The 23351-nt window shown below is 70.4% G+C and carries 31 protein-coding genes; 22 read left to right on the top strand and 9 right to left on the bottom strand.

Annotated elements, in window-relative coordinates; all coding sequences use genetic code 11:
• Window positions 1-2: 2 nt before the first annotated feature.
• The 16 genes from rplX (at window position 3) to EJV46_RS22450 (ending at window position 9400) form a co-directional block, all read left to right on the top strand.
• On the top strand, window positions 3-323 hold the full coding sequence (rplX, locus tag EJV46_RS22525; RefSeq protein WP_131550986.1) for a 50S ribosomal protein L24: 321 nt from the start codon (window positions 3-5) through the stop codon (window positions 321-323).
• A 146-nt stretch (window positions 324-469) separates the two neighbouring features.
• Window positions 470-1012: a 50S ribosomal protein L5 gene (rplE, locus tag EJV46_RS22520; protein WP_131551004.1), complete on the top strand. Its 543-nt coding sequence runs from the start codon at window positions 470-472 to the stop codon at window positions 1010-1012.
• A gap of 70 nt (window positions 1013-1082) precedes the next feature.
• On the top strand, window positions 1083-1388 hold the full coding sequence (gene rpsN / locus EJV46_RS22515; protein ID WP_131550985.1) for a 30S ribosomal protein S14: 306 nt from the start codon (window positions 1083-1085) through the stop codon (window positions 1386-1388).
• 12 nt (window positions 1389-1400) lie between these two features.
• Window positions 1401-1799 (top strand): 30S ribosomal protein S8, encoded by a 399-nt coding sequence (gene rpsH / locus EJV46_RS22510; protein WP_131550984.1) that lies wholly within the window; start codon window positions 1401-1403, stop codon window positions 1797-1799.
• A 12-nt stretch (window positions 1800-1811) separates the two neighbouring features.
• Window positions 1812-2345, top strand: a complete 534-nt coding sequence (gene rplF / locus EJV46_RS22505; protein WP_131550983.1) for a 50S ribosomal protein L6 — start codon at window positions 1812-1814, stop codon at window positions 2343-2345.
• Window positions 2345-2707, top strand: a complete 363-nt coding sequence (gene rplR, locus EJV46_RS22500; RefSeq protein ID WP_131550982.1) for a 50S ribosomal protein L18 — start codon at window positions 2345-2347, stop codon at window positions 2705-2707. Before rplF ends, rplR begins: the two co-directional genes overlap by 1 nt.
• Window positions 2708-2725: 18 nt before the next feature.
• Window positions 2726-3355, top strand: a complete 630-nt coding sequence (gene rpsE / locus EJV46_RS22495; RefSeq protein WP_131550981.1) for a 30S ribosomal protein S5 — start codon at window positions 2726-2728, stop codon at window positions 3353-3355.
• Entirely contained in the window at window positions 3348-3536 is a 189-nt protein-coding gene (gene rpmD, locus EJV46_RS22490; RefSeq protein WP_131550980.1) for a 50S ribosomal protein L30, read from the top strand. Before rpsE ends, rpmD begins: the two co-directional genes overlap by 8 nt.
• Window positions 3537-3570: 34 nt before the next feature.
• Complete coding sequence (gene rplO / locus EJV46_RS22485; RefSeq protein ID WP_131550979.1) at window positions 3571-4053, top strand: 50S ribosomal protein L15; 483 nt, start codon at window positions 3571-3573, stop codon at window positions 4051-4053.
• A gap of 108 nt (window positions 4054-4161) precedes the next feature.
• Window positions 4162-5517: a preprotein translocase subunit SecY gene (gene secY, locus EJV46_RS22480; RefSeq protein ID WP_131550978.1), complete on the top strand. Its 1356-nt coding sequence runs from the start codon at window positions 4162-4164 to the stop codon at window positions 5515-5517.
• A gap of 12 nt (window positions 5518-5529) precedes the next feature.
• Entirely contained in the window at window positions 5530-6183 is a 654-nt protein-coding gene (locus tag EJV46_RS22475; protein ID WP_131550977.1) for an adenylate kinase, read from the top strand.
• A 167-nt stretch (window positions 6184-6350) separates the two neighbouring features.
• Window positions 6351-6728, top strand: a complete 378-nt coding sequence (gene rpsM, locus EJV46_RS22470) for a 30S ribosomal protein S13 (protein WP_131550976.1) — start codon at window positions 6351-6353, stop codon at window positions 6726-6728.
• A gap of 1 nt (window position 6729) precedes the next feature.
• The gene (rpsK, locus tag EJV46_RS22465; RefSeq protein WP_131550975.1) at window positions 6730-7128 is read left to right on the top strand and encodes a 30S ribosomal protein S11; all 399 of its coding nucleotides are present in this window, start codon (window positions 6730-6732) and stop codon (window positions 7126-7128) included.
• A gap of 99 nt (window positions 7129-7227) precedes the next feature.
• Window positions 7228-8244, top strand: coding sequence for a DNA-directed RNA polymerase subunit alpha (locus EJV46_RS22460; RefSeq protein WP_131550974.1), 1017 nt, complete (start codon window positions 7228-7230; stop codon window positions 8242-8244).
• A 34-nt stretch (window positions 8245-8278) separates the two neighbouring features.
• A complete protein-coding gene (gene rplQ, locus EJV46_RS22455) occupies window positions 8279-8701 on the top strand; it encodes a 50S ribosomal protein L17 (RefSeq protein WP_131550973.1) in 423 nt (140 codons plus the stop codon).
• A 138-nt stretch (window positions 8702-8839) separates the two neighbouring features.
• Complete coding sequence (locus EJV46_RS22450) at window positions 8840-9400, top strand: DUF6973 domain-containing protein (RefSeq protein ID WP_131550972.1); 561 nt, start codon at window positions 8840-8842, stop codon at window positions 9398-9400.
• A gap of 19 nt (window positions 9401-9419) precedes the next feature.
• Here the strand turns inward: EJV46_RS22450 and EJV46_RS22445 are convergent, their stop codons facing one another.
• The 3 genes from EJV46_RS22445 to EJV46_RS22435 all read right to left on the bottom strand — a co-directional run bounded on the left by EJV46_RS22445 (window position 9420) and on the right by EJV46_RS22435 (window position 11656).
• On the bottom strand, window positions 9420-9851 hold the full coding sequence (locus tag EJV46_RS22445) for a hypothetical protein (protein ID WP_131550971.1): 432 nt from the start codon (window positions 9849-9851) through the stop codon (window positions 9420-9422).
• Window positions 9844-10803 carry a tripartite tricarboxylate transporter substrate binding protein gene (locus EJV46_RS22440; protein WP_131550970.1) on the bottom strand — a complete coding sequence of 320 codons (960 nt, stop codon included), beginning with the start codon at window positions 10801-10803 and terminating at the stop codon, window positions 9844-9846. Before EJV46_RS22440 ends, EJV46_RS22445 begins: the two co-directional genes overlap by 8 nt.
• A 70-nt stretch (window positions 10804-10873) precedes the next feature.
• Window positions 10874-11656, bottom strand: a complete 783-nt coding sequence (locus EJV46_RS22435) for an SDR family oxidoreductase (RefSeq protein WP_131550969.1) — start codon at window positions 11654-11656, stop codon at window positions 10874-10876.
• Between the two features lie 38 nt (window positions 11657-11694).
• On the opposite strand from EJV46_RS22435, the gene EJV46_RS22430 reads away from it, so the two are divergent.
• From EJV46_RS22430 to EJV46_RS22415, 4 genes are all read left to right on the top strand, one after another.
• A complete protein-coding gene (locus EJV46_RS22430; RefSeq protein WP_131550968.1) occupies window positions 11695-12597 on the top strand; it encodes a YicC/YloC family endoribonuclease in 903 nt (300 codons plus the stop codon).
• Window positions 12587-13225, top strand: coding sequence for a guanylate kinase (gmk, locus tag EJV46_RS22425; RefSeq protein WP_131550967.1), 639 nt, complete (start codon window positions 12587-12589; stop codon window positions 13223-13225). The genes EJV46_RS22430 and gmk overlap by 11 nt, the downstream gene beginning before the upstream one ends.
• Before the next feature lie 85 nt (window positions 13226-13310).
• On the top strand, window positions 13311-14246 hold the full coding sequence (locus EJV46_RS22420) for an AEC family transporter (protein ID WP_131550966.1): 936 nt from the start codon (window positions 13311-13313) through the stop codon (window positions 14244-14246).
• 79 nt (window positions 14247-14325) lie between these two features.
• Window positions 14326-14622 (top strand): hypothetical protein, encoded by a 297-nt coding sequence (locus EJV46_RS22415; RefSeq protein ID WP_131550965.1) that lies wholly within the window; start codon window positions 14326-14328, stop codon window positions 14620-14622.
• Window positions 14623-14635: 13 nt separating this feature from the next.
• Here EJV46_RS22415 and EJV46_RS22410 read toward each other — a convergent pair whose 3' ends face one another.
• From EJV46_RS22410 to EJV46_RS22385, 6 genes are all read right to left on the bottom strand, one after another.
• On the bottom strand, window positions 14636-16117 hold the full coding sequence (locus EJV46_RS22410; RefSeq protein ID WP_131550964.1) for a Ppx/GppA family phosphatase: 1482 nt from the start codon (window positions 16115-16117) through the stop codon (window positions 14636-14638).
• A gap of 7 nt (window positions 16118-16124) precedes the next feature.
• Window positions 16125-18332, bottom strand: coding sequence for an RNA degradosome polyphosphate kinase (locus EJV46_RS22405; RefSeq protein ID WP_131550963.1), 2208 nt, complete (start codon window positions 18330-18332; stop codon window positions 16125-16127).
• Between the two features lie 9 nt (window positions 18333-18341).
• Window positions 18342-19064, bottom strand: coding sequence for a chromosomal replication initiator DnaA (locus tag EJV46_RS22400; protein ID WP_131550962.1), 723 nt, complete (start codon window positions 19062-19064; stop codon window positions 18342-18344).
• Between the two features lie 74 nt (window positions 19065-19138).
• Window positions 19139-20263 (bottom strand): AI-2E family transporter, encoded by a 1125-nt coding sequence (locus EJV46_RS22395; RefSeq protein ID WP_240782703.1) that lies wholly within the window; start codon window positions 20261-20263, stop codon window positions 19139-19141.
• 10 nt (window positions 20264-20273) lie between these two features.
• Window positions 20274-20846, bottom strand: coding sequence for a CDP-alcohol phosphatidyltransferase family protein (locus tag EJV46_RS22390; RefSeq protein WP_131550961.1), 573 nt, complete (start codon window positions 20844-20846; stop codon window positions 20274-20276).
• A gap of 38 nt (window positions 20847-20884) precedes the next feature.
• Complete coding sequence (locus EJV46_RS22385) at window positions 20885-21535, bottom strand: hypothetical protein (RefSeq protein ID WP_131550960.1); 651 nt, start codon at window positions 21533-21535, stop codon at window positions 20885-20887.
• Between the two features lie 107 nt (window positions 21536-21642).
• On the opposite strand from EJV46_RS22385, the gene purM reads away from it, so the two are divergent.
• The gene (gene purM, locus EJV46_RS22380) at window positions 21643-22665 is read left to right on the top strand and encodes a phosphoribosylformylglycinamidine cyclo-ligase (protein ID WP_370323109.1); all 1023 of its coding nucleotides are present in this window, start codon (window positions 21643-21645) and stop codon (window positions 22663-22665) included.
• Window positions 22662-23342: a phosphoribosylglycinamide formyltransferase gene (gene purN / locus EJV46_RS22375; RefSeq protein ID WP_131550958.1), complete on the top strand. Its 681-nt coding sequence runs from the start codon at window positions 22662-22664 to the stop codon at window positions 23340-23342. Before purM ends, purN begins: the two co-directional genes overlap by 4 nt.
• Window positions 23343-23351: the final 9 nt, after the last annotated feature.

The following is a 23351-nucleotide window of genomic DNA, read 5'->3' as shown; positions in this document are numbered from 1 at the left end:
TCATGGCCGCCAAGATCAAGAAGGGCGACCGGGTGCACGTGCTCTCCGGTCGCGACAAGGGCAAGCGCGGGGAAGTCCTCCGCGTGATCCCGACCGAGAACCGCGCGGTGGTTCAGGGCGTCCACCTGGTCAAGAAGCACACGAAGCAGACGCGCGTGGGCGAGACCGGTGGCATCGTCTCCGTGGAGGCGAAGATCGACCTGTCCAACCTGGCGCTGATCGATCCGAAGACGGACAAGCCCACCCGCGTCGGCTTCCGCGTCCTGGAGGACGGGAAGAAGGTTCGCGTGGCCAAGGGCTCTGGTGAGGTGCTCGACGCATGAGCGGGACGAAGAAGGGCAACGCGCCCGGCAACAAGAACAAGCCGGCCAACAAGCCGACCGCCAAGAAGGCGGAAGTCGATACGACGAGCCGTCGCGTCGACGCCGTCCCGGCTGCCGCGGGCGCCGCGAAGGCCGCGCCGGCCGAGATGGCGCGCCTGCAGGCCTACTACCTCGCGACCGTGAAGGCGAAGCTCCAGGAGGAGTTCGCCTATGCGAACGTGATGGAAGTGCCCAAGCTCGAGAAGATCGTGATCAACATGGGCGTGGGCGAGGCCGCGGGCGACCAGAAGAAGCTGGACGCCGCCGTCGCCGACCTCACGCTGATCTCCGGCCAGAAGCCGGTCCGCACGCGGGCGAAGAAGGCGATCGCCGGCTTCAAGATCCGCGAGGGCCAGGCGATCGGCTGCAAGGTCACGCTCCGCAAGGCGCGCATGTACGAGTTCCTGGACCGCCTGGTCACGATCGCGCTCCCGCGCGTTCGCGACTTCCGCGGCATCCCGGGCAACCGTGGCTTCGACGGCCGGGGCAACTACGCCCTCGGCATGAAGGAGCAGATCGTGTTCCCGGAGATCAACTACGACAAGGTTGATCAGGTGCGCGGCATGGACATCGTGTTCGTCACGACGGCGAAGACGGACAAGGAAGCCAAGGCTCTGCTGAAGGCTTTCGATCTCCCCTTCGTCAACTGAATCATTGGAAAACCGCCGGCTGCCCTCAATTCCTGGGTAGGCCGGCAGGTTCCGGAGGACCATAGACCAAATGGCCAAGACCTCTTCCGTCGAGAAGAACAAGTATCGCGAGAAGCTTTCGGGACAGCACGCCAAGAAGCGCGCCGCCCTGAAGGCCACCGTGATGGACCGCGAGGCGCCCATCGAGGACCGCTTCGAGGCGAGCCTCAAGCTCGCGCAGATGCCGCGCAACGGCGCGAAGATCCGCGTCCGCCTGCGTTGCGAACTCACCGGCCGCGCACGCGGCAACTACCGGAAGTTCAAGCTGAGCCGCAACATGCTGCGGGACCTGGCCAACAAGGGCCAGCTCCCCGGTGTGGTCAAGGCCAGCTGGTAAGGAGCCCGGCACATGTCCATGTCCGACCCGTTGGGCGACCTGCTCACCCGCATCCGCAACGCGCATGGCGCCCGGCAGACGCGCTGCGTCGCGCCCGCCAGCCGCCTGAAGACGGACGTGCTCGACGTCCTGAAGCGCGAGGGCTATATCCGCGCCTGGCGCGTGGAGGAAGTTCGCACCGGCATCAGCCAGATCGAGATCGAGCTGAAGTATTCCGAGGGCGAGCCCGCCATCAAGGAGATCGCGCGCGTGTCCAAGCCGGGCCGCCGCGTCTATTCCAAGATCAAGGAGCTGCCGAAGTTCTATAACGGCCTCGGCATCCAGATCCTGTCCACGCCCCGCGGCGTGATGAGCGACACCGAGGCCCGCGCTGCCAATGTCGGCGGCGAAGTCCTCTGCCGCGTGTTCTGATAGGGGGCCGATATGTCACGCGTTGGTAAATATCCGGTCCCCATTCCTGCTGGCGTCCAGGTCTCCCTGGCCGGCCGCACGCTGGTGGCCAAGGGCAAGCTCGGCGAGCTCCGGCTCGATCTGACGGATGCCGTGGACGTGGACGTGCGCGAGAAGGAGGTCGCGGTCTCGCCGCGCGGCTCCGACACGCGCAGCCGCACCCTCTGGGGCACGACCCGCAGCCTGGTAAACGGCATGGTGCAGGGCGTCTCGACTGGCTTCGTGAAGTCGATGGAGATCACCGGCACCGGCTACCGCGCCGCGATGCAGGGCAACGACCTCGTGATGAACCTCGGTTACAGCCACGAGATCCGCTACCCGCAGCCGCCCGGCATCAAGATCACCTGCGAGCGTCCGACCGCCATCAAGGTCGAGGGCATGGACAAGCAGAAGGTCGGCCAGGTCGCCGCCGAGATCCGCGCGTATCGCGGCCCCGAGCCCTACAAGGGCAAGGGCGTCAAATACGACAACGAAGTCATCCTCCGGAAGGAGGGGAAGAAGAAGTAATGGCCGACAAGATCGCATTGCGGCAGCGCCGCCGCGCTCGTCTGCGCTACCAGCTGAAGGTCAAGGGCGCCGGTCGCCCGCGTCTTTCGGTGTTCCGCTCCGGACGGCATATCTACGCCCAGGTCATCGACGACGTGGCGGGCCGCACGGTCGCCGCCGCCTCGACGCTCGAGAAGGAGCTGCGCGGCGAGCTGAAGACGGGCGCCGACAGGGACGCGGCGACAACCGTGGGCAAGCTGGTAGCCGAGCGCGCGATCGCCGCCGGCGTCAGCGCGGTCGTCTTCGACCGTGGGCCCTTCCTCTATCATGGCCGCGTCAAGGCTCTGGCGGAGGCTGCCCGCGAGGGCGGCCTCTCCTTCTGAGCCGCGGGGAGATCGAACATGGCACGTGAACCGCGCAGTGGCGGCGAAGGCGAGAACCGGGGCCGCGGCCGTGGCCGCGATCGCGACAACAACCGTGGCCCGCAGCCCGAGAGGGACGGCGGCGACGAGCTGCAGGACAAGCTGGTCACCATCAACCGCGTCGCCAAGGTGGTAAAGGGCGGCCGTCGCTTCAGCTTCGCCGCGCTGGTCGTCGTGGGCGACCAGAAGGGCCGCGTGGGCTGGGGCAGCGGCAAGGCACGCGAAGTGCCGGAAGCGATCCGCAAGGCGACGGAGCGTGCCAAGAAGGGCATGATCCGCGTGCCGATGCGCGAGAGCCGCACGCTGCATCACGACGTCGTCGGCGAGTTCGGCGCGGGCAAGGTGATTCTTCGCTCCGCTCCGGCCGGCACGGGCATCATCGCCGGCGGGCCGATGCGCGCCGTCTTCGAGACGCTGGGCATGGGCGACGTCGTGGCGAAGTGCACTGGCTCGACCAACCCGCACAACATGGTGAAGGCGACCTTCGCCGCCCTGACGCGGGCGTCCAGCCCGCGCGCGGTGGCGAACCGTCGCGGCAAGAAGGTCGCCGACCTGCTTGGCCCGCGCAAGGATGGCGCCGTCGAGACCGCGGAGGTGGCCAATGTCTGAGACGAAGCAGACGGTCCGCGTGACGCAGATCGCCTCGGGCAACGGCAAGAAGCCGGGCCAGCAGGCGACGCTGGTCGGGCTGGGCCTGAACAAGATCAACCGCTCGCGCGAGCTGGAGGATACGCCCGCAGTGCGCGGCATGATCCGCAAGGTCGCGCATCTCGTGAAGGTGGAGGGCTGACCGCGTTGCGGTCGGACCTCCGAAGGACATGGTCATGAAGCTCAACGAATTGCGTGACAACGAGGGCGCGCGGCCGAAGTTCAAGCGGATCGGCCGCGGCATCGGCTCGGGCAAGGGCAAGACGTCCGGCCGCGGCGTGAAGGGCCAGAAGGCCCGGACCGGCGTGTCGCTGAACGGCTTCGAGGGTGGTCAGCTCCCGATCTATCGGCGTCTGCCGAAGCGCGGGTTCAAGAACATCTTCCGCCTGGAATACGCGACCATCAACCTCGGCACGCTGGAGAAGGCGTTCGAGGAAGGCAAGCTGAAGGCCGGCGAGCCGGTCACCGAGGCGAGCCTGCGCGATGCCGGCGTGGTGCGTCAGGGCAAGAAGTTCGCGGGCGTGCGGCTGCTGGGCAATGGCGAGATCAAGCGCGCGGTGCAGATCACGGTCTCCGGCGCCTCGGCGGCAGCGGTCGCGGCGATCGAGGCCGCGGGCGGCAAGGTGACCCTGCCGGCCCCGGAAGCCGCCGCGGAGTGAATCCGGCGCCGGGCGTCGGTCCACTCTGGAACGTGGCGCCCCCGGGCATTATCCATAGGCCCGTGATCCATAACGCCGGGCGCGTGACGCCCGGAAAAGGATAGACGCATGGCCTCGGCCACCGATCAGCTTGGCAACAGCCTCAATTTCGGCGTCCTCGCCAAGGCGACGGAGCTCAAGAACCGCATCTGGTTCACGCTCGGCGCGCTCATCGTCTACCGGATCGGCACCTATGTGCCGGTGCCGGGGGTTGATGCGGCGGTGATGGGCGAGATGCTGCGCCAGCACGGCGGCGGCATCCTCGGCATGTTCGACATGTTCACCGGCGGCGCCCTCGGGCGCATGACGGTGCTCGCGCTCAACATTATGCCCTATATCTCGGCCAGCATCATCGTCCAGCTGATGACAGCGGCCATCCCGAGCTGGGAGGCCCTCAAGAAGGAGGGCGACAGCGGGCGCAAGAAGCTCAACCAGTACACCCGCTACCTGACCCTGGTCATCGCCATCGTGCAGGCCTACAGCATCGGCGTGGGGCTGGAGGCGATCCGCGGCAATTCGGGCCCGGCGGTGACCGACCCGGGCATGTTCTTCCGCGTTTCCACCACCATCACCCTGGTCGGCGGAACGATGTTCCTGATGTGGCTGGGCGAGCAGATCACCGCGCGGGGCGTGGGCAACGGCATCTCGCTGATCATCTTCGCGGGCATCGTGGCCAACCTGCCCTCGGCGCTGATCTCCACGCTGGAGCTGGGGCGGACGGGCGCGCTCTCCACCTTCTTCATCATCTTCTTCCTGACCGCGGCCGTGGGCACCATCGTCTTCGTGGTCTTCATGGAGCGGGCCCAGCGCCGGATCCCGGTGCAGTACCCCAAGCGTCAGGTGGGCAACCGCATGTTCGGCGGCGAGAACACGCACCTGCCGCTGAAGCTGAACACCGCGGGCGTGATCCCGCCGATCTTCGCCTCCTCGCTGCTGCTGCTGCCGGCGACCGTCGCGGGCTTCTCGACCGACCGCACGGCCGACACCTGGCTGCAGACGATCGCCAACATGCTGGCGCATGGCCAGCCGCTCTACATGGCGCTCTACATCGCGCTGATCGCCTTCTTCGCCTTCTTCTACACGGCCGTGGTGTTCAATCCGGCCGAGACGGCGGACAACCTGAAGAAGTATGGCGGCTTCGTCCCCGGCATCCGCCCCGGCCAGCAGACCGCGGATTACCTTGACCGCGTACTGACCCGCCTGACGGTCGTCGGCGCCGCCTATCTGGTCATCGTCTGCATCATCCCCGAGATCCTGATCTCGAATTACGGCGTGCCCTTCTACTTCGGCGGCACCTCGCTGCTGATCATCGTGACCGTGACCATGGACACGGTGGCCCAGGTGCAGTCGCATCTCTTCGCCCACCAGTACGAGGGTCTGATCAAGAAGGCCCGCCTCGGCGGCCGCGGCCCGCGGCCGAGGTAACGGGGGATGACGATGAACCTCATCCTCCTGGGCCCGCCGGGCGCCGGCAAGGGCACCCAGGCCAAGCGGCTCGAGGAGCGCTTCGGCCTGGTGCAGATCTCTACCGGCGACATGCTGCGCGCCGAGGTGAAGTCGGGCTCGGCCATCGGGCTCGAGGCCAAGGCGATCATGGAGCGCGGCGAGCTGATCCCGGATTCAGTGATCACCGCCATGCTCGCCGCCCGGGTGCAGCAGCCGGACGCCGCCCGCGGCTTCATCCTGGACGGCTTCCCGCGCACGACGCCCCAGGCGGAGGCGCTGGACGGCATGCTCGCCGAGAAGGGCCTCGTGCTCGACCATGTGATCGAGCTCAAGGTCGACGACGCGAAGATGGTCGAGCGCATCTCCGGCCGGTACACCTGCGCCCGATGCGGCGAGGGCTACCACGACGTCTTCAAACAGCCGAAGGTGCCGGGCGTCTGCGGCGTCTGCGGCAGCACGGAATTCACGCGGCGCGCCGACGACAAGGCCGAGACAGTGGGGGCCCGCCTGGCCGCCTACCACCGTCAAACGGCGCCGCTGCTGCCCTACTATGCCGTGCAGGGGAAGCTGCGCAGCGTCGACGGCATGGCGGAAATGTCCGCCGTGACGGGTGATTTGGAGAGGATTCTGACCTCGGGTGCTTGACGGACAGGAGGGGTTGGGCCTATGTCCCCGCCTCTCACGGACGCGGCGTGCCAGGGCACGCTTCGGCCGTGTTCTGCTTTGCTCGATCAGGAAGTATCGCCGCAACACCGGATTTCTGGTGGCGCGGTAAACATTTAGGGGGCCGTAAGGCCCGCAGGAGCTGGACCGTGGCGCGCATCGCTGGCGTGAACATCCCCACCAACAAGCGCGTGGTGATCTCGCTGCGCTATATCTATGGCATCGGCCCGAAGAACGCGGAGCAGATCTGCGAACAGGTCGGCATCCCGGCCGAGCGCCGCGTGAACCAGCTGACCGACGACGAGATCATGAAGCTGCGCGAGGTCGTCGACCGTGACTATCGCGTGGAGGGTGATCTCCGCCGTGAAGTTGCGATGAACATCAAGCGCCTGATGGACATGGCCTGCTATCGCGGCCTCCGTCATCGCCGCGGCCTGCCGGTCCGCGGCCAGCGCACGCACACCAATGCGCGCACGCGCAAGGGCAAGGCCGTGGCCATTGCCGGCAAGAAGAAGGTGACGAAGTAGGATGGCCTCCCCCCCGAAGGCGGGCAACCGCCCCCGCAAGAAGGAGCGCAAGAACATCAGCTCCGGCGTGGCGCATGTTCTCGCGACCTTCAACAACACGATCGTGACCATCACGGACGCGCAGGGCAATTCCATTGCCTGGTCGTCCTCGGGCACGAAGGGCTTCAAGGGCAGCCGCAAGAGCACGCCCTATGCCGCGCAGATGGCCGCCGAGGACGCGGGCATGAAGGCGCGCGAGCATGGCATGGAGACCGTCGAGGTCATGGTGTCGGGCCCCGGTTCGGGTCGCGAGTCGGCGCTGCGCGCCCTGCAGACGGTGGGCTTCCACGTGACGGCGATCCGCGACGTGACCCCGATCCCGCACAATGGCTGCCGCCCGCGCAAGCGCCGGCGGGTCTGACCCTCAAGGCGGCCCGTCGGCCGCCGGTATTTCGTATCGCGAGCATCTCCCCGCCCCGGTTCCAAGCACCGGGCGGGCCCGCTCCCAGGAGAGACGCACTTGCTCGAACGCAACTGGCAATCACTGATCAAGCCCGAGAAGCTGCAGGTCGAGTCGGGCAGCACGGATCTGCGTCAGGCGACGCTGGTGGCCGAGCCGCTCGAGCGCGGCTTCGGCCAGACGCTCGGCAATGCCCTGCGTCGCATCCTGCTGTCCTCGCTCCAGGGCGCGGCCGTGACGGGCGTGAAGATCGACGGCGTGCTGCATGAGTTCAGCAGCCTGACCGGCGCGCGCGAGGATGTGACCGACATCATCCTCAACCTCAAGCAGCTCGCCATCCGCTACCAGGGCGAGGGCACGAAGCGCCTGCTGCTCACGGCGACGGGCCCGGGCGAGGTGACGGCGGCCCAGATCCAGACGACGGGCGACATCGAGATCGCCAATCCCGAGCTGGTCATCTGCACGCTGGACGATGGCGCGAAGCTCTCCATGGAGCTCACGGTTCAGGTCGGCCGCGGCTACGTGCCCGCCTCGATGAACCGCGCCGAGGACGCGCCGATCGGCCAGATCCCGGTCGATGCGATTTATTCGCCGGTCCGCAAGGTCTCCTATCGCGTGGAGCCGACCCGCGTGGGCCAGGTGACCGACTACGACCGACTGGTGCTCTCGCTCGAGACCAACGGCACGGTGGTGCCCGAGGATGCCGTGGCGCTGGCCGCCCGCATCCTGCAGGACCAGCTGTCGCTCTTCGTGACCTTCGAGGAGCCGCGCGAGAAGGTGCGCGACGAGGTGCAGGACGACCTGCCCTTCAACCGCAACCTGCTGCGCAAGGTGGACGAGCTCGAACTGTCCGTTCGTTCGGCGAACTGCCTGAAGAACGACAATATCGTCTATATCGGCGACCTCGTTCAGAAGAGCGAGCAGGAGATGCTGCGGACGCCGAATTTCGGCCGCAAGTCGCTGAACGAAATCAAGGAAGTGCTGGCCTCGATGGGCCTCTCGCTCGGCATGCCGATCACTGGCTGGCCGCCCGAGAACATCGAGGACCTGGCGAAGAAGATCGAAGAGCCGTTCTGATAGCCGCTACTTAGTTCGGCCAGGAGATAAGACTATGCGTCATGGTGTTTCTGGGCGGAAGCTCAACGTCACGTCCACCCATCGCGCGGCGATGTTCCGCAACATGGCGACGAGCCTGCTCAAGCACGAGCAGATCACGACTACTCTGCCCAAGGCGAAGGAGCTGCGCCCCTATGTCGAGCGCATCATCACGCTGGCGAAGCGCGGTGGCCTGCATGCGCGCCGGCAGGCCTATTCGGTGATCATGGACGAGAAGGTGGTGGACAAGCTCTTCACCACCATCGCCGACCGCTACAAGGGTAGGGCCGGCGGCTACTGCCGCGTGCTGAAGGCGGGCTTCCGCTACGGCGACGCCGCCGCCATGGCCGTGATCGAGCTGGTGGACCGCGACGTGGCCGCCAAGGGCCTCGACAGCGGGCCGAAGCCCGAGGTCGCCGAGGAGCAGGAGGCGGCGTAAGCCACCTCTTCATTCCGGAGATTCAGGAAGGGCGGGAAGCACAGCTTCCCGCCCTTCTTGCGTACAGACGCGACAATTCTTGCGTGGCTGGCACTGCCGGCCTCTGGCAGAGACCCTTTATTGCAGAAGGGGGCAGCCATGAGTTTCTTCGAGGATCTCCAGAACAAGTTCAAGATCTGGAACGACCTGAACGACTTCGAGAAGGACGCGGTGCGCGACATCGTTTCCGCTAACCCGCGTCAGGCCTTCGTGCTGAAGGAGGCCCGGGACGAGGCGATCCGCTGGTCCCGCGCGGTCTCCTACGCCTTCACCGCCGAACTGACCCCCGAGCAGGCGGAAGCCGTCGCCGAGGTGAGCCGCAACGACGGCCCGGCCGATGCGCTGCGGCATTGCTACTGGTCGGCGCTCCTGGCCAGCCAGCTGGCCTACAACGACGCGATGCGCGTGGTGATGACGCATGAGTTCGGGCGGACCGAGGGCTCGATGGCCTCGAAGATGGACATTCACAACAACAGCGTGGGGCTGCGGATCGGCGTCGCGAACAAGCGGGTGCAGGGGGCATCGCCGGCCGGCATCGCGACCAATGAAGGCGACATCCGGGATGCGGTGATGCACGCTTTCCTGAACGCCCAGCTCTACGTGCTCTCCAAGGACAAGTCACGGCTGGAGCCCAGCCGGTCGCTGCTGCAGGCCCGCTGACCCCCCGCGGGCGGCCCCGTCACCGCCCTCCGATAGCCTCGCTCAGGGCAGGGCTGAAGGGCAGGAGCGCTGGCCGCAGCGCTACCGGCCAGTCGCGCGGGTTCGGCGGCACGGAAAGACGGACGCGGCCCTGCTCCAGCAGCAGCAGGAAGACGCGCTCCTCGCGGAGGTCGTAGGCGAGGAAGGCCCCGCCCTGCCGGCAGCCCTCCGCCTGGCAGCCGTAGCCGTGGAAATAGCGCTCCTCGGCCAAGGCCACGGGCGGCCCGGGATCGCGCAGGCGGGCGGCGAGCGCGCTGCGGTAGCCTCCGGTGCTGAAGCGCAGCGTGAGCGTCATCTCGGGCCGTTGCGCCAGGGCGAGGACCGGTTGGCCCAGGACGGCCGTCAGGTCGGTCTCCTGCGCCGCCGCGGGCAGCGTCAGCAGCAGCGCGCCGAGCAGCGCGCGCTCAATCAACGCGGATATTCGCGCTGCGCACCAGCCCGGCCATGGCGGCCCGGCCCTCGCGGACGTAGCGGGCGAACTCCTCGGGGCTGCTGCCGACCGGCACGGCCGCGAGCTGCGCCAGGCGGGCCTTCACCGGCTCCTCGGCCAGCGTCTCCGTGACGGCCTTGTGCAGCGTGGCCAGGATCGGCGCCGGCGTGCCGGCCGGGGCGAAGAGCGAGGCCCATTCGGCGATCTCGATCCCCGGCGTGCCGAGCTCGGCGAAGGTCGGGATCTCAGGCCGCAGCGGCACGCGCCGGGGCGCGGAGACGGCGAGGAAGCGCGCGCGCCCGCTGTCCACGATAGGCCCGGCCGAGAGCATGGTGATGAAGCAGCCGTCCAGCGTCCCCGCCGCGAGGTCGCGCGCCGCGTCGGCGCCGCCGCGATAGGGGACGTGGGTCAGCTCGATCCCCGCCGCTAGGCCGAACTGCACCAGGCCGAGATGTCCGGCCGTGGCATTGCCCTGCGTGCCGATGTTGAGCGGCTGCCGCTTCGCCAGCTCGATGAACTCCGGCAGCGTCCGTGCCGGCAGGTCGGCCTTCACGGCCAGCACCTGCGGGAAGGTCACGGCCTGGGTGATGGGGGCGAAGGCGGTCGCGTAGTCGAAGGTCAGCCCCCGCAGCAGGGAGGGATTCACCAGATGGCTGGAGGCGTCCATCAGCAGCGTCTGCCCATCGGGCGCCGCGCGCGCGACCTCGCCGCCGCCGACCGAGCCCCCGGCGCCGGTCCGGTTCTCGACCACGATCGGCTGGCCGAGGCGCTCGCCCATGCGGGGCGTGATGGCGCGGGTGGCGCTGTCGGCCGCGCCGCCGGCCGCGAAGGGCACGACGACGCGAATGGGCCGGGTCGGATAGGCCTGCGCCCGGGCGATGGCGGGCGCGGCCAGGAGGGGCAGGGACAGCGCGAGGCGGCGGGGCAGGGTCATCGGCGTTTCCCGGTTGGAGGCTGCGGCGAGGAATCGGCCGGGGCGGCCCCGGCGTCAAGCGCCGGCCCCGCTACTCCTTCCGCGCCGGCGGCTTGGGCGGGGCCAGCATCAGCAGCCGGTTGCGCCAGGTGGGCGGCAGCGCGCCCACGATCCTGGCCAGCGCGTAGAGCCGGCGGGGATAGACGATGCGCAGTCGTCCGGCCGCGATCCCGTCCAGCGTGCGGCGCGCGGCCTGCTCCGGCTCCATCAGGAAGGGCATGGGGAAGTCGTTCACCGCGGTCATGGGCGTGCGCACGAAGCCCGGGTTCACGGAGTGCAGGCGGATGCCGCGCCTGCGCTCCGTCGCGTCGCGCGCCTCCGTCCAGCGCTGGGCGGCGGATTTGCTTGCGCTATAGGCCGGCGTGCTGGGCGCGGCGACGAAGGCCGCGATGGAGGCGATGACGGCGATCCTTCCGCGCAGCCCGTCGGCGCCCGGTTCCTGCCGCGCCATCGCCGCGATGGCCGGCAGCGCGGTGTTGAGCATGCCCGTCAGGTTCGTCTCGAAGACGGCCCGGCAATCCTCGGCCGATTCCCAGGAGTCGCCCGTCCCGGCGCCGATGCCCGCATTGGCCACGACCAGGTCGAGCCGCCCGGCCTCGCCGATCCACGCCGCCATGCCCTCCGCGTCACGCACATCCACCGCGCAGGGCCGCACCTCCGCGCCCTTGGCGCGGCAGGCCGCCGCCACCGCCTCCAGCCGAACCGGGCTGCGCGCGGAGAGGTGGAGCGTGACGCCCCGGCCCGCGCAGGCCTCGGCCAGCGCCGTGCCGATGCCGGAGGAGGCGCCGGTGATCAGAACATTCGGCCAGCGCATCCCTGGACTCCTTCGCGAGGGCGCGGGAGAAAACCCGCATGAGCAAGCGCCTATGCAGCATGACGGGCTTCGCCCGGGAAGCCGGAACCCTCGCCGACGGCACCGCCTATGCCTGGGAGATGAAGAGCGTGAACGGCCGCGGGCTCGAGCTGCGCTTCCGCCTGCCGGCGGGGCTCGACGCGCTGGAGGCGCCGGCGCGCGACGCCGCCGCCAAGCGGCTCAAGCGCGGCAATGTGCAGATCGGCCTGGCGCTGCGCAGCGAGGGGCGGGCTCCGCTGACGCCCGATCCGGCCGCGCTGGAGCGGGCCCTCGAGCTGGTCACCGGCCTCGCCGCGCGCATCCCCGGCGCCGCCCCGCCGCGGGCCGAGGCGCTGCTGGCCCTGCCCGGCGTGATGCGCGCCGAGCAGGCCGAGCTCACCGAGGCGGAGGAGGAGGCCCGGCGCGGCGTGCTGCTCGCGGCCTTCCAGCGCGCCCTTTCCACGCTGTGGGAGTCGCGGGCGGCCGAAGGCGCGCGGCTGGCGGAGATCGTGACGGCCCTGCTGGACGAGATCGAGGCGCTCTGTGCGGCGGCCGGCGCCGAGGCCGCGAGCCAGCCGGGCGCGCAGCGGGCCCGGCTCCTGGAGACGCTGGACGGGCTGCTCGGCGAGGCCGGCCGCGCGCGCTTCCCGGAGGAGCGGCTCGCCCAGGAGGTCGCGCTGCTCGCCGCGAAGTCCGACGTGCGCGAGGAGCTGGACCGGCTGGCCGCGCATCTCGGCGCCGCCCGCGCGCTGGTCGCCGAGGGAGAGGGGGCGGGCCGCAAGCTCGACTTCCTCGTGCAGGAATTCGTGCGCGAGGCGAATACGCTCTGCTCCAAATCGGCCAGCGTGGCGCTGACGCGCATCGGCCTGGATCTCAAGGCGGCGATCGAGCGGCTGAGGGAGCAGGCGGCGAATGTCGAGTGACCCGGCACGCGCCCGGCGCGGCATCTGCCTCGTCCTCTCGGCCGCGCCCGGCGTCGGCAAGACCAGCATCTCGCGCGAGCTGCTGGCGACCGAGACGGACCTCTCCCTCTCCATCAGCGCCACCACCCGCGCCCCTCGCCCCGGCGAGCAGGAGGGCGTCCATTATTTCTTCAGGACGCCGGAGCAGTTCGCCGGAATGGTCGAAGCCGGCGGCTTCATCGAGCATGCCAGCTTCCTCGACCGCTCCTACGGCACGCCGCGCGCGCCGGTGGAGCAGGCCCTGGCCGAGGGCCGCGACGTGCTCTTCGACATCGAGTGGCAGGGCCATCGCCTGCTGCGCGAGGCGCTGCCGCGGGATGTCGTCGGCATCTTCCTGCTGCCCCCCTCGCTGCGCGAGCTGGAGCGCCGACTGCGCGGCCGCGGCCAGGACGACGAGGAGGAGATCGCGCGCCGCATGGCCGCGGCGCGCGATGAGATCGCCCATTGGGACGAGTTCGACCATGTGCTGGTGAACGAGGACTTCCAGCAGACCGCCGCGGCCGTGCGGACCGTCCTCCACGCCGCGCGCGGCGAGCGGGCGCGGCAGCCCTGGCTCGACGATTTCGTCGCCGGCCTGTTGCGGGAATGAGGAGCGCGGAAGGAACAGGATCGGCGCGGCCGAGCGGTCATCCGGCCGCGACTGCGGTCGGCGCCGCCGCCCGGCGTCTGAGGGCGTGAAAGCCTCCGCCCTCGTCGTCCTGCAGGTGGTGGCGCCCATCTTCGCCATCATCCTGGCCGGCTACCTGGCCGCCGCGCGGAGCTGGATCGACGCGGCGGGCTTCCGCGGCCTCAACAGTTTCGCCTTCACCCTGGCCGCCCCCGCGCTGCTCTTCGCGAGCGGCACGGCCGGCCACCAGGGCGGCGGCGGCGCGGCGCTGGCCTTCTTCCTCGGCGTCGGCCTGCTCTATGCCGGAACCCTGCTGGGCGGGCGCGCGGCCGGGCTGCCGCTCGGCGCGAACGGCATGCTCGCGCTGGATGCCAGCTACGGCAACACCGTGATGATGGGCATTCCCATCGTCCTGGCGAGCTTCGGGCAGGAGGGGCTGTCGGTCCTGATCGCCATCCTCGCGCTGCATTCGATGGTGGTGCTGGGCGTCGCCACGGTGCTGGCCGAGATCGCCCATAACGAGAAGGCGGCGCCGCTCCGCCTGCTCGCCGCGACGCTGGGCGGCATGGCGCGGAACCCGGTCTTCATGGCGGTCCTGGCGGCGCTGATCTGGAGCTCGCTGCACCTGCCGGTGCCCGCGCCGGCGCGGGCCACGCTGCAGATGCTGGGCGCGGCCATGGCGCCGGTCGCGCTCTTCTGCCTGGGCGGCAGCCTCAAGGGCTTCGATGCCCGGGCCGGCTGGAAGCAGACCGGCGCGACCGTGGTGCTGAAGCTGGCGGTGCTGCCGGCCCTGGTCTGGGCGATCGGCCGGGCCATGGAACTCTCTCCGACGGAGCTCGCCGTCGCGGTGATCGCCGGCGCCATGCCGACGGGGGCGAATGCCTTCCTGCTCGCGCGCCGCTATGCGACGGGGGCGGACACCTCCGGCGCCGCGGTGCTGGTCTCGACGGTGCTGTCCGTCGTCACCCTGTCGGTCCTGCTGGCGCATTTCGCCGCGCGGTAAGGGCCGATAGGCGCCCTCTCTCTTCCCGACAGGAAGCATGGATTGGCCGGCGGCGGGCCTGCGGGCGGATGGTCTCCGCATGGAACACCGCATCACCTCCCCGAAGCCGAAGGCGCCGCGGCGCCCAAGCCTGATCGCGGCCGAGCAGATGGCCCTGGAGGCCCTGGGCCCCTACGATGCCGAGCCCGTCCGGCGGCCTGAGCCCAGGCCGGTCCTGCCCCGGGAGGAGCAGGAGGACGGGAGGCTCATCCGCCTGGCCCTGCTGCCGCTGGCGAGCTGGTGCCTGGCCGTCCTGCTCGACCTGCCGACCGACGAGATGCTCTGCGCCGTTCTGGTGGCGGGGCTTGTGGCCGGCGCGCTCGCGCTGCGGCGCTGAGCCGCCGCGCGCGTCAGTCCACCTCGAGCAGCGCGTCGAGGCCCAGCGCCAGCGCCAGGGCCTCCAGGCGGCGCAGCACGGACTCGCCGGCGAAGACCCCCGCGCCCTGGTGCAGCTTCAGCACCAGCCGCCGCCCGCGCCGCTCCAGCACCGTGGCATCGAGCAGCGCCGGCACGCCGCCGCAAAGGGTATAGGCCAGCCGCAGCGCCGCCCCGAGCACCTCGGCCCGGCGGATGGCCGCCGCCGAGAGCAGCGTCCGCGCCGGCATGAGCCAGGGCGAATCCGTCTCGGCCTCGTAGCGCAGGGCGGCCACCAGCGCGAGGAAGGCGCGCGCATGGTGGTCGAGGCCCACCCCGTGCAGCCGGAGGATGCGCAGGAAGGATTGCTCGGCGCGGTATTCCGGATGGTCGCGCGAGCCGGTGTCGCTGATCCAGCAGGCGGCGGCGCGCAGCTGCGCTTCGCCATCCTCCTCGGCCAGCGCCTCGGTCCAGCGCAGCAGGGCGGCCGGTAGTCCCTGGTCGCGGCCCAGCCGCTCGCCCAGCTCGATGGCGGCGGAGAGCAGCGGGTCGCGCCCGCGCTCGGCCCTGTCGAGGCGGCGGCCGTACCAGCCCTCGCGCAGCCCGTTGGCCGAGAAGACCACGCGCGCGGCGCCGGAGGCGCGCAGCAGGCGGCGCATCACCACGGCGGCAAAGGGCAGGTCGGAGACGCGCTTGGTCGGCGCCGAGGGCATGCGCTCCAGCGACTTCTTCGGCGCAGTCATCACCACGCCGGCGAGGTCGCGCGCCTCCTCGCGGCGGATCGCGTAGTGGTGCACGATCGTCAGTGGATAGCCGGTCTGGGCGATGTGCATCCGCGCCAGCGCGCGGAAGGTGCCGCCGACGAGGAAGAGGTCCTTGATCGGCGCCGCGCCCAGCCAGGGCACGCGCTTCAGCTCCGTCTCCACGATGGCGCGGGCGCGCGAGATGTCGCCCTCCGCGCGGTCGGCCAGGCGGATGGTGCCGATGGGCAGCGACACCGTCTCCACGACCTCGCCCCGGACCAGCTTCACCAGCTCCAGCGAGCCGCCGCCGAGGTCGCCCAGCACGCCATCGGCGAAGGGCACGCCCATGAGCAGCCCCTCGGCCGAGAGCCGCGCCTCCTCGTCGCCCGAGAGCACCGCGACGCGCGCGCCGGGCATGACGGAGACCAGCCCGTCCAGGAAGTCCTGGCCGTTCGTCGCGTCGCGCACGGCGGCCGTGGCGAGCACCTCCAACGGGTCGGCGCCCATGCCCTGGGCCAGCGCGTGGTAGCGGCCCAGCACGGTCAGCGTCTGGGCCGAGGCCTCCTCGTTCAGCCGGCCCGTCGCGTGCAGCCCGCGGCCCAGCCCCAGCACGGCCTTCTCGTTGAAGATCGCGTGCGGATTGCGCTGCATCCCCTCATAGACCACGAGGCGGACCGAGTTCGAGCCGAGGTCCACCACGCCGAAGCGCGGCTTTTCGGGGCTGGTGACATCCATGCGTGACTTAGTCCTGTTGCATCCGGTCGGTCTTGTGGCGGCGCGGGGCGCGCGTCTGCGGCGGGTTCAGCGCCGAGCCCCGCCCCGAGAGCGACGGGTTGGTCATGAAATACTCATGCGCCGAGAAGGCGCGGGGGTCGGGCGTCTGGCGGCGCCAGGTGCCGTCCGCCTCCAGGTTCCAGCTCTGCGCGGCGTCCTTGAGGTTGATCACCATGATCTGGTCGAGAATCTGGGCATGTACCGTGGGATTCTCGACCGGCACCATGGTCTCCACGCGCCAGTCCATGTTGCGCGCCATCCAGTCGGCGCTGCTGATGAAGACGCGGGCGCGGCGGCCCGGCAGGCGATGCCCGTTGCCGAAGACATAGATGCGGCTGTGCTCCAGGAAGCGGCCGACGATGCTCTTCACCCGGATGTTCTCGGACAGGCCCGGCAGGCCCGGCCGCAGGCAGCAGATGCCGCGCACGACGCATTCGATCTTCACCCCCGCCTGGCTGGCCCGGTAGAGCGCGTCGATGAGGTCGCGATCCACGAGGCTGTTCATCTTCAGCCAGATGCCGCCCGGCTTGCCTTCCTTCGCGAAGGCGATCTCCTGCTGGATCAGCCCGTAGAGGGAGGGGCGGATGGTGAGCGGCGAGAAGGCGAGCCGCTCCATGGCCTCGGGCCGCGCATATCCGGTCATGTAGTTGAACAGCTTGGAGGCATCGCGCGTCAGCGCCGGATCGGTCGTGAAGAAGGAGAGGTCGGTGTAGATGCGCGCCGTGATCGGGTGGTAGTTGCCCGTGCCGAAATGCACGTAGCTGCGCAGGCCCCCGCCCTCGCGCCGGATGACGAGGCTGATCTTGGCGTGGGTCTTCAGCTCGACGAAGCCGTAGACGACCTGCACGCCGGCCGCCTCCAGCTCGCGCGCGATGGAGATGTTGCGCTCCTCGTCGAAGCGCGCCTTCAGCTCCACCATGGCGGTGACGGATTTCCCGGCCTCGGCCGCCTCGATCAGCGCGCGGGCGATGGGGCTGTCGCGGCTTGTGCGGTAGAGCGTCTGCTTGATGCCGACCACGGCCGGGTCGCGCGCCGCCTGGCGCAGGAACTGCACCACCACGTCGAAGGATTCGTAAGGGTGGTGGACCACGATGTCCTTGGCGCGGATCGCCGCGAAGCAATCGCCGCCGAAGTCCAGGATGCGCTCGGGGAAGCGCGGCGCATAGGGCGTGAAGAGCAGGTCCGGCCGGTCGTCCACGATGAGCGCGGTGAGGTCGGCGACGCCGAGCAGGCCGCTCACGACGAAGACGGCGCTGCTGTCGGCCTCCAGCTCCTGGGCGACGAAGTCCACCAGGTCCTGCGGCATGCGCGCCTCGACGGCCAGGCGGATGGCGCGGCCGCGGCGGCGGCGCTTCAGCGCGGTCTCGTAGGAGCGGACCAGGTCCTCGGCCTCCTCCTCGAACTCCACGTCGGTGTCGCGGATCAGGCGGAAGAGGCCGCGCTCGGCCGGGATGAAGCCGGGGAAGAGATGGTGCAGGTTCAGCGCCACCACATCCTCGAGCGAGGCGAAGCGGATGCCGCCAGCGTTTTCGGACGTCGGGGGACCGGCGGGGAGGCGGATGAAGCGGTCCACCTGCGGCGGCAGCGTCAGCAGCGCGCGCATCGTGCCGCCATCCTCCTCGCGCACCAGCTTCAGCACCATGCAGAAGGCGAGGTTGGAGATGAAGGGGAAGGGGTGCGCCGGGTCCACCGCCAGCGGCGTGAGGACGGGGAAGAGGCGCTCCTGGAAGTAGGATTCGAGCCAGGCGATTTCCGCCGGCTGCAGCTCCTCGGCATCGAGCACGGCAAGACCGGCGGGGCGCAGCAGGTGCCGCAGCGTGCGCCAGGCCTCCTGCTGGCCCTCGATCAGGGTGAGCGCGCGCGCATGGATGGCCGCGAGCTGCTGGCTCGGCGTCAGCCCGTCGGGCGACTGGGTCTTCACGCCCTCGCGCTCCTGGCCGACGAGGCCGGAGACGCGGACGGAGTAGAACTCGTCGAGGTTGGACCCGGAGATGGCGACGAAGCGCAGCCGCTCCAGCAGCGGGTGCTGCGGGTTGGCGGCTTCCTCCAGCACGCGCGTGTTGAAGTCGAGCCAGGAGAGCTCCCGGTTGAAGAAGCGCCCCGGATCCGCCAGGGAATCGGCGGCGGGCGCCTGGGCGGGGGTGATCGGGGCGGGGAAGGTCTCGATGCTCGACATGGGCGCCTTCTACAGCAGGGCCGGGCTGAGGGGCATCGGATTGCCGGATTCCGCGGGAGATGTCCCTGAATCGTCATCGAAAAGGGGCTTGATCGCCTCCAGCGCGTCCTCCCGGCGCAACCTGCGGCCGGCCACCAGCGAGGCGCGCCCCAGCCGGGCGACGGCCTCGGCCATGGCCGAGGCGCTGCGCGGCAGCCGCCGGCGCAGGACGCCGACGACATAGGGATCCGGAATCTCGAACTGCAGGTCGGAGAGATGCTTGGCGAGCAGCGCGTCGAGCAGCGCGTCGGAGGGCTCGTCCAGCATGGCGACGGCGGTGGCGGCGAGGCGCGAGCGCAGGTCGGGCAGCGCCACGCGCCAGCGGGAGGGGGCGCGGGCGGCGGCCATCAGCAGGGGCAGGCCGGCCTCGGCGCAGGCGTTCATGAGGTGGAGCAGGGCCTCCTCCTCGCCGGGGCCATCGGCTTCGTCCAGCGCCGCGCCGCGCTCCGGCAGCGGGGGCAGGCCGCGCAGCTCGGGCCCGCGCAGCAGGTTCCAGCCCTGGGCCTCGGCCGTGGCGTGCAGCAGGTGCGTCTTGCCCGTGCCGGACGGGCCGGCGAGGACGAGCCGCCGGTCGGGCCAGCGCGCGGGGGCCGAGAGCCAGCGCAGCGCCTCCTCGTTGCTGGCGTCGGGCACGAAGTCGGCGGCGGCGTAGGACGGGGGGCGCTCGATGGGCAGCGTGAGCTGTTGCGTCATTTATCTTGCCCTCAAGCGCCGGGCGGCGGCTCCGTCGCCTTGCGGCCGGATTCGGAAAGGGCGGTTCAGCTTCGTCACAGGCCCGTCCTTGGGGGATCCAGGTAGAGCGGACTCTCCAGGTAGCGCCGCAGCCAGTAGCGCGCCAGCACGCCGAGCGCCGCCGCGATCGGCACCGCCAGCAGCACGCCCAGGAAGCCGAAGGCCACGCCGCCCGCGAAGAGCGCGAAGATGACCCAGACGGCGTGCAGATGCACCCGGTCGCCCAGCAGGCGGGGATAGATGATGTAGCCCTCCACGGCCTGGCCGGTGAGGAAGATGGCCAGCACCCAGACCACGCCGTTCCAGTCGCCCCACTGGCCCACGGCCAGCAGGACGGAGAGCACCAGCCCCGTCATGGAGCCGACATAGGGGATGAAGGACAGGATGCCCGACATCAGCCCCACGGTCAGGCCCAGATCCAGCCCGATCGCCGAGAGCGCCACCGCGTAATAGACGCAGAGGATCAGGCAGCAGAGCATCTGGCCGCGCAGCCAGGCCGAGAGCACGCGGTCGATGTCGCGCGCAAGCTGGCGGAGCGTGGCGGCGGAGCGGCGCGGCATCCAGCTCTCGAGGCGAGCCATCATGCTGGGCCAGTCGCGCAGCAGGTAGAAGCTCATCACCGGCGTCACGATGGCGAGGGTGAAGACGTTGAACAGCGCCAGCCCGCCGCCGATCAGGCGCGTCGCGGCGGTGCCCAGCCAGCTCACCATCGCGCCGACCTGGCCGAGGATCAGCTCGCGCAGGCGCGGGCCCACGACGTCCGGCCCCGCGGCCTGCTCCAGCGAATCCAGCAGCTCGCGCAAGGTCGCGGTGATGCTGGTGACGTAGCTGGGCAGGGCGGTCAGCAGCACGCCCATCTGCGAGACGATCAGCGGGTAGAGCAGCAGCAGCGCCAGCAGCGCCAGCAGCACGATCAGCACGATCAGCAGGATCGCGGCCATTGGGCGCGGCATGCCCAGGCGCGTCATGCGCGCCGCCAGCGGGTCGAGGAAATAGGCGATGCAGCCGGCCAGGACGAAGGGCGTCAGGATATCGGCGAAGAGCCAGAGGCTGAAAAGCAGCGCCGCGAGCCCGCCCAGGGTGAGCATGGCGCGCTGGCGCCGGGTGGCCACCATGGGCGCCGCGCGGCCGCGGCCCGGGGCGGGGATCTGCTCGCTCATGGGCTCCGGCTCATGGAAGGGGCGCCTTCAGCCGGCGTCCGGCCACGACGACATAGGCGAGGCCGGACCAGAGCGTGGTCGCCGCTGTCAGCCAGACCAGCACGAGGAGCGTGGTCCGCAGCTCGGCGCCGAAGCCCGCATGGAACAGCGCGAAGCCGGCCAGGACCAGCTGCATCGCCGTGTTGAGCTTGGAGACGTAGAGGGGCCGGATGGCCGTCCGCGCGCCCAGCATCCAGAGCAGCAGCAGGCCGCCCACGATCACCAGGTCGCGGAAGACCACCAGGATCGCCAGCCAATCGGGCAGCACGCCCATCGCCGCCAGGGTGACATAGACCGAGACGAGCAGCGCCTTGTCGGCCACGGGGTCGAGCAGCGCGCCGATCGCCGTGCGCGCATTGGTGTACCGGGCGAGCCAGCCGTCCAGCCCGTCCGACACGGCCGCCGCGACGAAGAGCAGGAAAGCGATGTCCAGGCGCTGATTCAGGATCAGCCAGATGGTCGCCGGCACGGCCGCGAGCCGCGCCAGCGTGATCAGGTTGGGCAGCGTCAGCAGGAGATGCGCGGGGGGCGCGTCCGGGGTCATCGGCCGGGAATCGTCATCGCGGGGCCATCACGGGGCGGTCAGCCCCCGCCGAGCCCGACCTGCCAGCGGCTGCCGTCCTGGGAGACGGCGACGCCGGCCGCGCCCAGCGCGGCCGCGGCCTCGCCGGGCTGCTGCCGCAGGCCGAGGCGCATCCGGGCCGCATCCGGGCTGATGGCGACGATGTCCACGCTCGCCACGCTGTTGGAGGCGCGCAGGCGGCGCCGCAGCTCCAGCCATTCCTGGAAGGAGTTGAACCGAGTCGTGGCCTCGACATAGGACTGCGCCGCCATGGGGATGTTCAGCGCCATGCCGCCCGGCGCATTGGCGGCGCCGCTGCCGGAGAAGCTCCGCCCGGTGAGCGAGGCCACCTGGCCCGGCGCGAACTGCACGGTCAGCTGGCCGGAATAGCGGGTCGAGCTGGTGCGCTCGTTCTCCACGATCAGGGCCGCCACCATGCGCTCGAGCTGCGCATCCGAGGGCGTGGCGATATTGCCGCCCAGGGCCTCGGCCATGCGCTGGAAGGCGATGCGCCGGGCGCTGGCATGCGCCTGGTCGCGGGCGGCGACCGCGTTCTCGGCCGTGGCCTCAGCAGGGATGCCCCGCTGCACGAGGGGGTTGTCCTGCGCCTTCAGGGGCGGGCAAAAGAGCAGCGCCAAGGCCAGGGCCGTCAACAAACGTCTCGCCGTCATGGCCCATCCTCGTTCCACTGGTAACCAAATACCGGCTTGGGTTTAACCCATCGGAGGCAGCCCTGAACAGTTCCGAGAAGAACGGTCTCACCTATGCCCAGGCGGGCGTGGACATCGAGGCCGGCGACGCGCTGGTCGAGCGGATCAAGCCGCTGGCGAAGAGCACGAATCGGGCCGGCAGCATGGGCGGGCTCGGCGGCTTCGGCGCGCTCTTCGACCTGAAGGCGGCCGGCTTCGCGGACCCCGTGCTGATCAGCTCGACGGACGGTGTGGGGACGAAGCTGCGGCTGGCCATCGAGGCGGGCATCCACGGCCATGTGGGTGTGGACCTCGTCGCCATGTGCGTGAACGACCTGGTAGTGCAGGGCGGCGAGCCGCTGTTCTTCCTCGACTATTTCGCGACCGGGAAGCTCGAGGTCGAGCAGGCGGCCGAGGTCGTCTCAGGCATCGCCGAGGGCTGCCGGCAGGCCGGCTGCGCGCTGGTGGGCGGCGAGACGGCCGAGATGCCGGGCATGTATCACGGCGGCGACTACGACCTCGCTGGCTTCTCCGTGGGCGCGGCGGAACGCGGCGCGCTGCTGCCGCGCGACGTGGCGGCGGGCGACGTGCTGATCGGCCTCGCCAGCTCGGGCGTGCATTCCAACGGATTTTCCCTGGTGCGCCGGATCATCGAGGCCTCGGGCGTGGCGCTGACGGCCCCGGCGCCCTTCGCGCCCGGGCAGACCCTGGCCGAGGCGCTGCTGGTCCCCACGCGGATTTACGTGAAATCGGTGCTGGCCCTGCACAAGGCCGGGCTGCTCAAGGCGGCCGCCCACATCACCGGCGGCGGGCTGCCGGGCAATCTTCCCCGTGTGCTGCCGGACGGCGTGGCGGCCGAGGTCCAGGCCGGCGCCTGGCCGCTGCCGCCCGTCTTTCCCTGGCTGGCCCGCGCGGGCGGGGTGGCCGAGGCGGAGATGCTGAAGGTCTTCAACTGCGGCCTCGGCATGGTCGTCGTCGTGGCCGAAGCCGATGCCGCCAGGGCCATCGCCCTGCTGACCGAGGCCGGCGAATCCGCCTTCCGGGTCGGCCGGCTGATCCCCGGCGGTGCCGGCGAGGCCGAGGTCGCCATGCAGGGCAGCCTCTCCCTTTGAGCAAGCCGCGCGTCGCGATCCTGATCTCCGGGCGCGGCTCCAACATGACGGCGCTGCTGGAAGCGGCGGCGCGGCCCGGCTACCCCGCGACCGTCGCCCTCGTCCTGTCCAACAAGGCCGAGGCGGCGGGGCTGGAGCGGGCGAACGCCGCCGGCATCCCGACCGCCGTCGTCGCCAGCAAGGGCCGGACCCGCGCCGAATTTGAGGCCGAGCTGACCGCCACACTGGCGCAGAATCGCATCGAAATCCTTGCGCTGGCGGGGTTCATGCGCGTGCTGACCGCGGAATTCGTGGCGATCTGGACGGGCCGGATGCTCAACATCCACCCCTCGCTGCTGCCTGCCTTCCCCGGCCTCGACACCCATGCCCGCGCGCTGGCGGCCGGGGTGCGGCTGCATGGCTGCACCGTCCATCTCGTCACGCCCGGCGTGGACGAGGGGCCGATCGTCGCGCAATCCGCCGTGCCGGTGCTGGCCGGCGACACCGAATCCACCCTGGCCGCCCGCGTCCTGGAGCAGGAGCACCGCCTCTACCCCGCCGCGCTGGCCTGGCTGGCCGCCGGACAGGTCAGGCTGGAGGGGGCGCGCGCCGTGGTAGCCGCGAATTTGGCCGCCGGCGCCCTCGCCAACCCCTTGCCCCAGTTCGCGCCGCTTCGTAGAGACGAGCAGACGCCATGAAGGAATGCA

The organism is Roseococcus sp. SYP-B2431, from assembly GCF_004336745.1.
GTDB lineage: Bacteria > Pseudomonadota > Alphaproteobacteria > Acetobacterales > Acetobacteraceae > Roseococcus.
Note: the sequence above shows the minus strand (reverse complement) of the source record. Positions and strands in the feature narration are given on the sequence as shown.

Excerpts from the sequence above, each read along its gene's own strand:
- rplX (WP_131550986.1), top strand. The coding sequence starts at position 3 with ATGGCCGCCAAGATCAAGAAGGGCGACCGGGTGCACGTGCTCTCCGGT.
- rplE (WP_131551004.1), top strand. The coding sequence starts at position 470 with ATGGCGCGCCTGCAGGCCTACTACCTCGCGACCGTGAAGGCGAAGCTC.
- rpsN (WP_131550985.1), top strand. The coding sequence starts at position 1,083 with ATGGCCAAGACCTCTTCCGTCGAGAAGAACAAGTATCGCGAGAAGCTT.
- rpsH (WP_131550984.1), top strand. The coding sequence starts at position 1,401 with ATGTCCATGTCCGACCCGTTGGGCGACCTGCTCACCCGCATCCGCAAC.
- rplF (WP_131550983.1), top strand. The coding sequence starts at position 1,812 with ATGTCACGCGTTGGTAAATATCCGGTCCCCATTCCTGCTGGCGTCCAG.
- rplR (WP_131550982.1), top strand. The coding sequence starts at position 2,345 with ATGGCCGACAAGATCGCATTGCGGCAGCGCCGCCGCGCTCGTCTGCGC.
- rpsE (WP_131550981.1), top strand. The coding sequence starts at position 2,726 with ATGGCACGTGAACCGCGCAGTGGCGGCGAAGGCGAGAACCGGGGCCGC.
- rpmD (WP_131550980.1), top strand. The coding sequence starts at position 3,348 with ATGTCTGAGACGAAGCAGACGGTCCGCGTGACGCAGATCGCCTCGGGC.
- rplO (WP_131550979.1), top strand. The coding sequence starts at position 3,571 with ATGAAGCTCAACGAATTGCGTGACAACGAGGGCGCGCGGCCGAAGTTC.
- secY (WP_131550978.1), top strand. The coding sequence starts at position 4,162 with ATGGCCTCGGCCACCGATCAGCTTGGCAACAGCCTCAATTTCGGCGTC.
- EJV46_RS22475 (WP_131550977.1), top strand. The coding sequence starts at position 5,530 with ATGAACCTCATCCTCCTGGGCCCGCCGGGCGCCGGCAAGGGCACCCAG.
- rpsK (WP_131550975.1), top strand. The coding sequence starts at position 6,730 with ATGGCCTCCCCCCCGAAGGCGGGCAACCGCCCCCGCAAGAAGGAGCGC.
- rplQ (WP_131550973.1), top strand. The coding sequence starts at position 8,279 with ATGCGTCATGGTGTTTCTGGGCGGAAGCTCAACGTCACGTCCACCCAT.
- EJV46_RS22450 (WP_131550972.1), top strand. The coding sequence starts at position 8,840 with ATGAGTTTCTTCGAGGATCTCCAGAACAAGTTCAAGATCTGGAACGAC.
- EJV46_RS22440 (WP_131550970.1), bottom strand. The coding sequence starts at position 10,803 with ATGACCCTGCCCCGCCGCCTCGCGCTGTCCCTGCCCCTCCTGGCCGCG.
- EJV46_RS22435 (WP_131550969.1), bottom strand. The coding sequence starts at position 11,656 with ATGCGCTGGCCGAATGTTCTGATCACCGGCGCCTCCTCCGGCATCGGC.
- EJV46_RS22430 (WP_131550968.1), top strand. The coding sequence starts at position 11,695 with ATGAGCAAGCGCCTATGCAGCATGACGGGCTTCGCCCGGGAAGCCGGA.
- gmk (WP_131550967.1), top strand. The coding sequence starts at position 12,587 with ATGTCGAGTGACCCGGCACGCGCCCGGCGCGGCATCTGCCTCGTCCTC.
- EJV46_RS22415 (WP_131550965.1), top strand. The coding sequence starts at position 14,326 with ATGGAACACCGCATCACCTCCCCGAAGCCGAAGGCGCCGCGGCGCCCA.
- EJV46_RS22410 (WP_131550964.1), bottom strand. The coding sequence starts at position 16,117 with ATGGATGTCACCAGCCCCGAAAAGCCGCGCTTCGGCGTGGTGGACCTC.
- EJV46_RS22405 (WP_131550963.1), bottom strand. The coding sequence starts at position 18,332 with ATGTCGAGCATCGAGACCTTCCCCGCCCCGATCACCCCCGCCCAGGCG.
- EJV46_RS22400 (WP_131550962.1), bottom strand. The coding sequence starts at position 19,064 with ATGACGCAACAGCTCACGCTGCCCATCGAGCGCCCCCCGTCCTACGCC.
- EJV46_RS22395 (WP_240782703.1), bottom strand. The coding sequence starts at position 20,263 with ATGAGCGAGCAGATCCCCGCCCCGGGCCGCGGCCGCGCGGCGCCCATG.
- EJV46_RS22390 (WP_131550961.1), bottom strand. The coding sequence starts at position 20,846 with ATGACCCCGGACGCGCCCCCCGCGCATCTCCTGCTGACGCTGCCCAAC.
- EJV46_RS22385 (WP_131550960.1), bottom strand. The coding sequence starts at position 21,535 with ATGACGGCGAGACGTTTGTTGACGGCCCTGGCCTTGGCGCTGCTCTTT.